At 67.2% G+C, this 10,313-nt stretch carries 8 protein-coding genes; 4 read left to right on the forward strand and 4 right to left on the reverse strand.

Features of this window, described 5'->3' with window-relative positions; genetic code table 11:
• Positions 1-87 precede the first annotated feature (87 nt).
• The 4 genes from P1U75_RS16670 to P1U75_RS16685 all read right to left on the reverse strand — a co-directional run bounded on the left by P1U75_RS16670 (position 88) and on the right by P1U75_RS16685 (position 6,657).
• Positions 88-666 carry a DUF924 family protein gene (locus tag P1U75_RS16670; RefSeq protein ID WP_300245240.1) on the reverse strand — a complete coding sequence of 193 codons (579 nt, stop codon included), beginning with the start codon at positions 664-666 and terminating at the stop codon, positions 88-90.
• A gap of 107 nt (positions 667-773) precedes the next feature.
• Entirely contained in the window at positions 774-2,045 is a 1,272-nt protein-coding gene (locus P1U75_RS16675; RefSeq protein WP_300245242.1) for an MFS transporter, read from the reverse strand.
• Between the two features lie 176 nt (positions 2,046-2,221).
• Positions 2,222-3,277, reverse strand: a complete 1,056-nt coding sequence (gene queA, locus P1U75_RS16680) for a tRNA preQ1(34) S-adenosylmethionine ribosyltransferase-isomerase QueA (RefSeq protein WP_300245243.1) — start codon at positions 3,275-3,277, stop codon at positions 2,222-2,224.
• A gap of 41 nt (positions 3,278-3,318) precedes the next feature.
• Positions 3,319-6,657: an AsmA-like C-terminal region-containing protein gene (locus P1U75_RS16685; RefSeq protein ID WP_300245244.1), complete on the reverse strand. Its 3,339-nt coding sequence runs from the start codon at positions 6,655-6,657 to the stop codon at positions 3,319-3,321.
• 99 nt (positions 6,658-6,756) lie between these two features.
• Between P1U75_RS16685 and P1U75_RS16690 the strand changes: the two genes are divergently transcribed.
• The 4 genes from P1U75_RS16690 (at position 6,757) to P1U75_RS16705 (ending at position 10,132) form a co-directional block, all read left to right on the forward strand.
• Entirely contained in the window at positions 6,757-7,218 is a 462-nt protein-coding gene (locus P1U75_RS16690; RefSeq protein ID WP_300245245.1) for a peroxiredoxin, read from the forward strand.
• 51 nt (positions 7,219-7,269) lie between these two features.
• On the forward strand, positions 7,270-8,106 hold the full coding sequence (locus P1U75_RS16695; RefSeq protein ID WP_300245246.1) for a ferritin-like domain-containing protein: 837 nt from the start codon (positions 7,270-7,272) through the stop codon (positions 8,104-8,106).
• Between the two features lie 180 nt (positions 8,107-8,286).
• The gene (locus P1U75_RS16700; protein WP_300245248.1) at positions 8,287-9,612 is read left to right on the forward strand and encodes a M23 family metallopeptidase; all 1,326 of its coding nucleotides are present in this window, start codon (positions 8,287-8,289) and stop codon (positions 9,610-9,612) included.
• A complete protein-coding gene (locus tag P1U75_RS16705; protein ID WP_300245250.1) occupies positions 9,602-10,132 on the forward strand; it encodes a polymer-forming cytoskeletal protein in 531 nt (176 codons plus the stop codon). The genes P1U75_RS16700 and P1U75_RS16705 overlap by 11 nt, the downstream gene beginning before the upstream one ends.
• Positions 10,133-10,313 lie beyond the last annotated feature (181 nt).

Raw genomic sequence — 10,313 nt, forward strand, 5'->3', positions numbered from 1 at the left:
ATGGGCGCAAAACGGCTATTCCGTCGCAGGGGCGGCTGCTGCGGATAACTGCTTGCTGATAAAGGAAAAGAATTCCCAATCCGGCCCTCAGGACGCGGCCTGCAGGGCCCGCACGGTCACACCATAGCCACCGGCCGTGACATAGTCGGACTCGGGGCCCGTCGCCGACCGCGACAGTGCCTGATTGCGGAAGGGAAAGCGGCCAAAGGTGCGGATCACCTCGCGGTGCGCGCGGGCGTGCAGCAGATTCGAGGCCCCGCTTTGCGGCATCCGCTGGCACAGCAGACGCACACAGCGGTCCTGGTCGCAAAGGTTTTCCGAGTGCATCAGAGGCATGTAGAAGAACTGCCGCGCCGGTTCGTCGATCTTCATGTCCCAGCTCCGGTCGATGGCCGATTTCGCCGCCGCCAGCGCGATGCGGTCGCTGGAAAACGCCCTGGCCTCGCCGCGGAACATGTTGCGCGGGAACTGGTCGGTCAGGATGATATAGGCCAGCGCGCCGCTGGCATAGGTCAGCCACATCGAAAACCGGCCGTCCTGCACCCCCTCCCAGGTGGACAAGAACCGCGCGCGGATCTCGGCGTCCAGCGCGTCGTCCTGCGCGTACCATTTGTCCGGACCTGCCTCATCCAGCCAGAATTTCAGTATCTCCTCCGGGCCAACCATCGGACAAACTCCAATTTTGTCGTCACAATTCCATTCTTCAGTCTAAAACCGCTTTCACACAACAGTTACAGTAACAATTTGCAACACCGGCAATAATCCGTGCGCACTCAGGCCGCGTCGCTCTCGTTCTGTGCCTCCTGATCGGTCTCGATGGCGTATTCCTGTGCAAACTCCACCGCCACCGGCGTGGCGGTCGGGTACATCGGCGCGACGGTGCCGGCCTCTTCCATCGGCATCGCCGGGCGCTGCGTGGTGCGATAGATGCCGTAGATCGACAGCGCGAACAGCAGCGCGGCCATGAACAGGAAAAAGCCCGACGGGCCGAACACCCCCTGCCCCATCACCCAGCCGGTGATCAGCGGCCCGGCGATGGCGCCCAGACCGTTGATGAAGACCAGCCCGCCCGAGGCGGCGGCCATGTCGTCGGGTTCCAGGTAATCATTGGTATAGGCGATCAGCAGGGAATAAAGCGGGTTGGTCATCCCGCCGACCAAGAAGGCAGCGATCAGCAGCAGCACATATTGCCCGCCGAACACCATGCCCAGAAGCGCGCCGCAACCACCGCCGGCCGCCACCATCAGGATCAGTGCGCGCCGGTCCATCCGGTCGGAGATCCAGCCAAGCGGGTACTGCAGGACCACCGCGCCGACATAGAAGGTGGCGATGAAGCCCGAAATCTGCGGCACGCTCAGCCCGATCTTGGCGCCGTAGACCGCGCTCATCCCGAACTGAGCGGAAAACACGCCGCCCATCAGGAACATGCCGACACAGCCCAGCGGCGAGGTGTCCATCAGCCGTCTCAGGCTCATCGGCTTGGTGGTCTCGAAGGCCGGCGTCGGGCTGATTGACAGCAGGATCGGCGCGAAGGAAACCGAGATCAGAACCGAGGCCAGCACGAAGGTGTCATAGCCCGCCGGATCGCCCAGCAGCATCATCCCCTGGGCGGTGACGATGCCGGCCATCTGCACGATCATGTAAAGCGACAGCGCCTTGCCCCGGTTCTCGTTGTCGGAGGCGTTGTTGAGCCAGCTCTCGGCGGTGACATAGACGCCGGAAAAGCAGAACCCGATTACCACCCGACCCAACGCCCAGGCGATCGGATCGGCAAAGGTGGGATAAAGGATCATCACCGCCGAGATGAACGAGGCCAACGCCGCGAACACCCGCACATGTCCGACCCTGCGGATCATCTCGGGCGCCAGTTTCGAGCCGCCGAGAAAGCCCAGGAAATAGGCCGACATGACGATCGACATCTGAAAGGTCGAGAATCCCTCGATCTCGCCGCGCACGCCCAGCAGCGTGCCCTGCAGCCCGTTGCCGACCATCAGCAACCCCATGCCCAGCAGCAGCGCCCAGGCACTCGACAGGACTTGTTTCATCGAGGGTCTCCCTGTTGCGAGCGTGGCCTTTTCCCCAGCTACGGGGGCCACCTGTCTGCGTCGGCCCTGTCCGCGACAAAGGCGATGTCGCTTTCAGGCGGCGCCGCCCCCGAAGGCGCGGGTTTCACCCAGCCGTACCCTGCCGGCGCGGCGTCCGGCAACCCTTGGCCGCCGGATCAGTCCCGGTCGGGGATCAGCAGCGAGGCATCTCCGTAGGAAAAGAATCGGTAACCTTCGCGCACCGCGTGATCGTAGATGCGGCGAATGCGATCCTGCCCCATCAGCGCGGAGACCAACATCAGCAGGGTCGATTTCGGCAGGTGGAAATTGGTCATCAGCGCATCGGTCACACGAAAGCCGAAGCCGGGATAGATGAAGATGTCGGTCTCCCCCTCCCAGGCGGCGATCTGCCCGCCCCGCGCGGCGGTCTCGATCAGGCGCAGCGCGGTGGTGCCGACCGGGATCACCCGCCCGCCGGAGGCGCGGGTGGCGGCGATCTCGGCCGCCGCCCCGGCGCTGACCTGCCCCCATTCGGCGTGCATCCGGTGCGTGGTCACATCCTCGACCTTGACCGGCAGGAAGGTGCCGGCGCCGACGTGGAGCGTGACATGGGTAAACGCCACGCCGCGCGCGCGCAGCGCCGCAAGCAGGGCATCGTCGAAATGAAGCGAGGCGGTCGGCGCGGCGACGGCGCCGGAGCGTTTGGCCCAGACCGTCTGGTAATCGGTCTTGTCGCGGTCGTCCGCCGGACGCCGCGCCGCGATATAGGGCGGCAGCGGCATCGCCCCGGCCTCGGCCAGGGCGGCATCGAAATCCTCGCCCGCGAGGTTGAAGCGCAAATGCCCCTGCCCCTCGGCCACATCTTGCAGCGTGGCGCTGAGATCATCTGAAAAGACGATCTCTTCGCCCGGGCGGATCTTCTTCAGGGGTTTCAGCAGCGCCGCCCAGCTGCCGTCGGCGCGCGGCTGCAACAGCGTGACCTCGATCCGGGCGCGGGTTTCCCCCTCCGGGCCGGGGCGGGGACGCTGCCCGCTCAGGCGGGCTGGAATCACGCGGGTGTCGTTCAGCACCAGCCGGTCGCCCGGGTGCAGCCAGTCGGGCAGGTCGCGCACATGGGCATCGGTGAGGACATCCCCCCGCGCCACCAGCAGCCGCGCCGCGCTGCGCGGGCTGGCCGGGCGCGTGGCGATCAGCCGATCGGGCAGGTCGAAATCGAAATCGCTCAGTTTCATGCGGTCGCGCTATAAGACGGTGCGGGCGAATAGACCAGCCGTCATCGGCCCTCCGCCCCTGCTCCGACCTGGTCGGGGCCGCTGCGGCGTGGCTGGTCGTCCGCCTCGGGCTCCTCGCCGGGCATCGCCGGCGCGGCGCCGCGAAAGATCTCGCGGAACATCCCCGGCGCCAGCCCCGACAGCGGGTTGACCTGCACGGCGGGCTTCTGCGCCGCCCCTTTCAGGGAATAGGAAAACCCGATGACCCCCTCGCCCTTGCGGGTCAGCACGCTGCCCACCGCGTTGAGCAGGTAGACCGGGGAAATCACCCCGCGCATGTTCAGCACACCGCGCGTCAGGTCATAGACCCCGTCCATCGACAATCCGATCGACGGGCCGGTGGCGCTGCTCTCGTGCAGAATCAGCCGGTCGGGTTCAAGCCGGAACCGCGCCTCGACCTCGGAAAACTGGATGCCCTGGCCGGACATCTCGTCGATCAGCCCCACCACGCTGACCGCGTTCAGCAGCGCGGCGATCGCCGGGGCATCCTTGACCCGGGTGTTGGTCACCCGAAGGGTGCCGTCGAACTTTCCCGGCCCCTCGGCGGGCAGCAGCGCCATTTCAAAGGCACCGCCGTGGCCCTGGTTGAGAATGCCCGCCGCGCGGAACAACCCGCCGCCGTCATCGGCCTGAACGAAGATCGCGCTGCCCCCGCCGCGGGGTTCGACCCGTCCGCGCACCGGCGCCTGCCCGTTCAGCACGCCGGTAAAGTTCCCGCGCAGCCCGTCATAGGTGGTGAAATCGCCGCTGAAATCGCTCAGCGACAGGCCCTCGGAAATCTGCAGCCGGTCGAGCCGCACCTGCAGCGCACCGCCCCCCCCGCCACCGCCCAGCGGCGCGCGGCGCAGGTCGAGAATGCCGGTCAGGATCCGCACGTCGGGGGCCGCGGCGCCGCGCCCGATCAGTTCGATCCCGGCCTCGAGCCAGCCACCCAGCCGCACCGAGCTGAGCAGCGCGCGGTCAAGACCGCCCTGTTGCCGGCTGACGACGCTTCCGGTCGCGGTCAGCCCCGCCGCATCGACCGCCAGATGCTCGATCCGGGTCACGTCGCCCAACGTCCCGGACAGGTCGAACATGCCGGCCTGTGCCTCGGGCTTGCGCCAGCCCAGCGTCGGGATCGACAGCCCGACCCCCTGAAGATCCGATGTCAGGTGCAGCGCCGGCGGTTCCCCCTTTGCGATGTCCAGCGTGAAGGCGCCGGTGCCCTGACCGCTGACGCTGCCCTCGGGCAGGCCGATGGCAAAAGTGTCTATCAGGGTCTGCGACAGTTCCACCTGGCCGCGCAGCCGACTGCCGTCGGCGGCCTTGGCGCCGATCGGCTGGCGCCAGTTCACCGCCACCGGCAGATCGCCGATGCGCGCGGTGCCCTCGATCTCGACCGCGCTCTGGTCTGCCTCCAGCCGCAGCGCGGCGGCGGACAACCGCTGGCCCGGCACCAGAACCGCGCTTTCCACCCCCGTCAACCCGCCGGTGAGGTGAAAGTCGATCTCCTCGAACGGCACCTTCTTTTTCAACGGCAGCGACAGGGTGCCATCCAGCCTGGCCACGCCTTGCGCCAGATCGACCGGCAAGCTCGTCTCCTTCAGCACCCGCAACGGTGGCCCGGCCAGCAGCGACATCACCGCCGTGATCGGCCCCTCGGCGCGCAGCCGGATCATTCCCGGCGCCGGTTTGAGGGTGATATCGGGGATAATGAAGGAGGTGCCCGCCACCTCCAGCGCGCCGCCCTGATCGGCGGTCACGCTGGCGCGTGCCGCGGTGGCCACCAGCCGCCCCCGGTCCAGCGTGACGTCGCCCGACGCCCCGGTCGCCGGCGGCAGGAATCGGTTGAACCGGATGCTGGCCTGCTCAAAGGAAAAATTGGCAAAGATGTCGGGCTTTTCGCCCTCCTCCAGCCGCAGCGCCAGGTCGATGTCGCTCAGGGTTCCGGCCTGCAGGTTCTGTTCGACCCAAGCCCGCGGTTTTTCGGCCAGCGTGGCGGGCCAGAGCTCCAGCAGCCGCGCCCGGCTGAGCCGCCCCCGCCCCACATCGAGCGCCAGACGCCAGCCGCCGTCGCCGGCGCCGAGGGTTCCCGACAGGTCGAACCCGCCGCCGTCGTCCTGCAGATGCATCTGCCCCAACTCCAGGCGGAACGGCGCCAGTTCCATACGGAAGTCGGCGGTGGCGCCCTTCAGCTTCATCGGCTCGGGATAAAGCCCGGCCGGATTCAGCGTGATCTGGCTGAAGGTGAACTGCCCGACCAGATCGGTCAGCGCGCCGCCTTCGATCCCGCCGAGATAGGCGCGCCCCTCGCCGCGCCCCGACCCCCAGGTACTGTCCACCGCCATCTCGTCGAAGATCAGGGTCTGCGCCGCCGGGTCGTAGGTGAAATAGCTTCGCGCGCCGCTGAACGGGATCGGGCGGGTCGCCTCGGTGGGCTGCAGCGCGCCGGCACCGATCTGCAACGTGGCCGACAGCGGGCCGAACCCGCCCGATGCATCGACGCTGCCGCGCAACGCGCCCGAGATCGGCGCGCGCAGCACCTCGAGCCAGCTCAGCGCCACGCTCTGCGCCGCGATGTCGGGCGCGGCGATGTCCTGCACCGAGGCGCCGAATTCGGCCGCGGTGCTGCCGATCCGGCTGGCATAGTTCAACTCGACAGAGCTGGCGTAGTCCCGACCGCTGAGAACGGCGAACCCCGCGCCGACGCGCAAATCGTCCCCGGTCCGGTTCAGCCGGACCTGACCGCCGTCGAGCGTCCAGGCCTTGCCGCTGCGGCGATCCTCGTAGCGCAGGGTCACCGCATCGACATCCAGCGCGATCAGCGCGGCGAGTTGGGGGCGCTGCAGCAGACGCTCGGCATCGTCCAGAAGCTGCGGCAGCCCCGCGGCCTCGCCCACCGGCGCGGCGGTCTCGCCCAGCATCAGCGACACGGCGCCGTCGCGGTCGCGGCGCAGGGTGGCAAACAGCCCGCTCAGCGCGATCCGCTTCGGCTGCACCTCGCCCCGCAACAGCGGACGCAGGGCCAGGCTCGCCTCGGCATCCGACAACCGGGCCAGGATACGCCCGTCGGCATCCGACAGAACCACGTCTTGCAGGTGCAGCCGTGGGCGCAGCCCCTCGCGGATCACCAGGTCGATATCGCCAAAGCCGATCTGGAGCCCGTCGAGCCCCTGCTCGATACGCGCCTCGGCGCGGGCGCGCAGCCACTCCGGCGGGCTGAGAGGCTTGTTGACAAGGACCACCAGCGCCACCGCGGTCAGGATCGCCGCGAACATGGTGACACGCATGCCCCAGACTCCGGCGCGGCGCAGGGCCCAGCCGGTGCGGCCGCCGCGGCGCTTGACCTCAGCCTGTGTCACGGTCATGGCTCCGGCGGCGACGGCAGGCACAGCTTTCCGGTTGCCTGCGACGCACTATTATGGAACCCATCTGTTCAGTCATGTCAGCGGAGTCACCCGATGCCCGATACGTCCGATACCGCCCCCGATTTCACCCTGCCCCGCGATGGCGGCGGCCAGGTCAGCCTGTCAGAGTTGCGCGGCAGTGCCGTTGTTCTGTTTTTCTATCCACGCGATGATACCCCGGGCTGCACCAAGGAATCCATCGGCTTTTCGGCGGCTCTGCAGGCTTTCGCCGATGCCGGTGCGCAGGTGTTCGGAATTTCCCGCGATACCGTGGCCAAGCACGACAAGTTCGTCTCCAAGCACGGGCTGACGGTGCCGCTGCTGTCGGACGGGGACGGGGCGGTCTGCGAGGCCTATGGGGTCTGGGTCGAAAAGACCATGTACGGCAAGACATCGATGGGGATCGAACGCGCGACCTTCGTGATCGACGCCGAAGGCCGGATCGCGCGGAGCTGGCGCAAGGTAAAGGTGCCCGGCCACGTCGAGGAGGTGCTGGAGGCGGTCAGGGCGCTCTAGCCCCTGCCGCGCGATCCGTACATTTTTCATGCCGAAACGTACAATTTGCCGATGATCGCCCACCTGACCCTTGCCGAACGGGCCGAAGAGGTTCTGCGCACCGCGGGCGGGCGCGAAAAGACCGCGCTGTCGCACGCCCATGCGGCGGCCTGGTTCACCTCCCGCGTCGAGGGGGCCGAGCCGATGCAAACCGGCACCGCCAATCCACCTCCACACCCGGCGCGGCCAGTGGAGCCCGAGCTGCTCTCGCCGCGCGAGGTGCCCAAACGCAAGCCCGGATCGCCGGCGGGGCGCATCGCGCTGCTCCATGCGGTGGCGCATATCGAGCTGAACGCGGTTGACCTGCATTGGGACATCATCGCGCGCTTTGGCCATGTGCAGATGCCGATGGGGTTCTACGACGACTGGGTCAAGGCGGCGGACGAGGAGAGCAAGCATTTCAACCTGGTCTGCGATTGCCTGGAAGAGTTGGGCAGCCACTACGGCGCCCTGCCCGCCCATGCCGGCATGTGGCGCGCCGCCGAGGATACCGCCGGGGATCTGATCGGCCGCCTTGCCGTGGTGCCGATGGTGCTGGAGGCGCGCGGGCTGGACGTGACGCCGGGCATGATCGGGATCTTTCGCAAGGCCGGGGTCGATCATGCGGTCGCGGCGCTGGAGACCATCTATGCCGAAGAGGTCGGCCATGTCGCCTATGGCTCGAAATGGTTCCATTTCCTGTGCGGGCGCGAGAACGCCGACCCCAAGGAGGTGTTCCATGCCCTGGTGCGCAGATATTTCCACGGTGCGCTGAAGCCGCCCTTCAACGAGGAAAAGCGCGCCGAGGCCGGGCTGCCGCCGGACTTCTACTGGCCGCTGACCGAACAAACGCCGCCGCGCGGGGCGTGAGATGCGGGTAACAAACTGACGAAACTCGGCAATTTTTTGCCAAAACGTCGCTCTCCGGCGCCGAAACGCCGCATGGGTGGTCAACAAACTTGCCCCATTGCCCCTCGGCGGTTATGCAATCGCCCAATGGACCGGCCGAGCAGGAACACCGGACCCGGGGGATGAGACAAGGACGAAGGCTTGCGTACACGGCTGGCAATCAAGGTTCATGCGGTCCTGGAAAGGTTCTTTCCCGAGCGCCGCGTCTTTCTGAAATCGGACACCGACACCCGGTTCATCCGGTTGAGGTCGAGCACCCAGGCGATCGCCTATTCCGGGGCGATGTTGGTCGTCGCCTGGGCCATCGTCGCCACCGCGATCCTGCTGATGGACAGCATCGGCGCGGGGAATTTCCGCGAGCAGGCGAAGCGCGATCAGAAGATCTACCAGGAGCGGTTGAACGTGATGTCGGCCGAGCGCAACGCACGGGCCGAAGACGCCCTGACGGCACAGGCCCGGTTCAATGCCGCGCTGGACCAGATCTCGGTCATGCAGTCGGAATTGCTTGCCTCGGAAACCCGGCGGCGCGAGCTTGAGACCGGTGTCGAAGTAATCCAGACCACCCTGCGCGAGACGCTGCGCGACCGCGATGCCGCCCGCCGGACGCTGGCCACGCTGGAACAGGACGGCAACGGGACCGGTCGCGCGGCGAGTGATCCGGTGATCCCGGTGCAGATGGACTTCATGACCACCGCCCTGTCCGATGCCGCACGCGAACGCGACCAGGTGGTGGCCGATGCCCGCTCGGCGCTGGAGCAGCGCGACGAGCTGGAGCTGGAAATCAAGCTGATGCGCGAGCGCAACGACCAGATCTTCCGCCAGCTGGAAGAGGCGATGGCGATCTCGGTCGAACCGCTGAACAAGATGTTCCGCGCCGCCGGCATGCCGCCAGAACGAATCATCGAGCAAGTGCGCAGCGGCTACAGTGGCCAGGGCGGGCCGCTGACCCCGATTTCCTTCTCGACCCGTGGCGAGGAACCCACCCCGGACGAGCTGCGCGCCAACACGCTGCTGCACCAGATGGACCAGCTGAACCTCTACCGCATCGCGGCGCAAAAGGCGCCCTTTGCCAAACCCGTGCATGTTTCGGTGCGCTATACCAGCCCGTTCGGCTATCGCCGAGACCCCAAGACCGGCGGGCGACGGATGCACAACGGGTCCGATTTCGCCGGGCCGCAGGGCACCGATATCTTTGCCACCGCAGATGGCGTGGTGACGCATGCAGGCTGGCAATCGGGCTATGGCCGACTGGTCATCATCAAGCACGCGTTCGGAATCGAGACACGATATGCCCATACCTCGCGCATCCTCGTGAAGAAGGGCCAAAGGGTCTCGCGCGGGGATCACATTGCTGATATGGGTAGCACCGGACGGTCCACCGGCACCCATCTGCACTACGAGGTACGGGTGAACGGAAGACCGGTGAACCCCATGAATTACATCAAGGCTGCGAGAAATGTTTTCTAAGAGCAAAATCAACGAGCCCGGCGCAAAGACGCCGGATACCGCCGCCCCGTCCGCCCAGCCGTCGGCCACCGCTGCCCCGTCGCCGAGCGACTACAAGTCGAGCGCGCCCAAGGCCAAGCCGCCGGCATCGGTGCTGTCCTCGGACCTGCACATCACCGGCAACCTCAAGACCAGCGGCGATATCCAGGTCGAGGGCACCGTCGAGGGCGACATCCGCGCCCATCTGCTGACGGTTGGCGAGACCGCCACCATCAAGGGTGAGGTTTCCGCCGACGACGTCGTGGTCAACGGCCGCATCGTTGGCCGGGTTCGCGGGCTTAAGGTGCGCCTGACCTCCACCGCGCGGGTCGAGGGCGACATCATCCACAAGACCATCGCGATCGAGAGCGGCGCGCATTTCGAAGGTTCGGTGCAGCGTCAGGACGACCCGCTGAACCCCGGTCGCGCGACCCCCAAGGGCGGTCAGCAGCCCGCTGCGGCGGCAGCGCAGCCCAAGGCGGCGGATGCCGGCGACAAGTAAGCCGCCCGTCTTTCGCAGGACAGAAGTGGCGTCGCAGTTGCCTGCGGCGCCTTTTCTTTTGACCCTGCCCGCTTGCGGGCGATCCGGCGGGACCGCGACAGCAACGCGCCCGCCGGGGACATCCGGCGGGCGCGTCAGCCATTATCAGGCGGCATACGGATCAGGGCGCGGCCCTAGTCGC

It is taken from the genome of Antarcticimicrobium sp. (assembly GCF_029212575.1).
Taxonomy (GTDB): Bacteria; Pseudomonadota; Alphaproteobacteria; order Rhodobacterales; family Rhodobacteraceae; genus Antarcticimicrobium.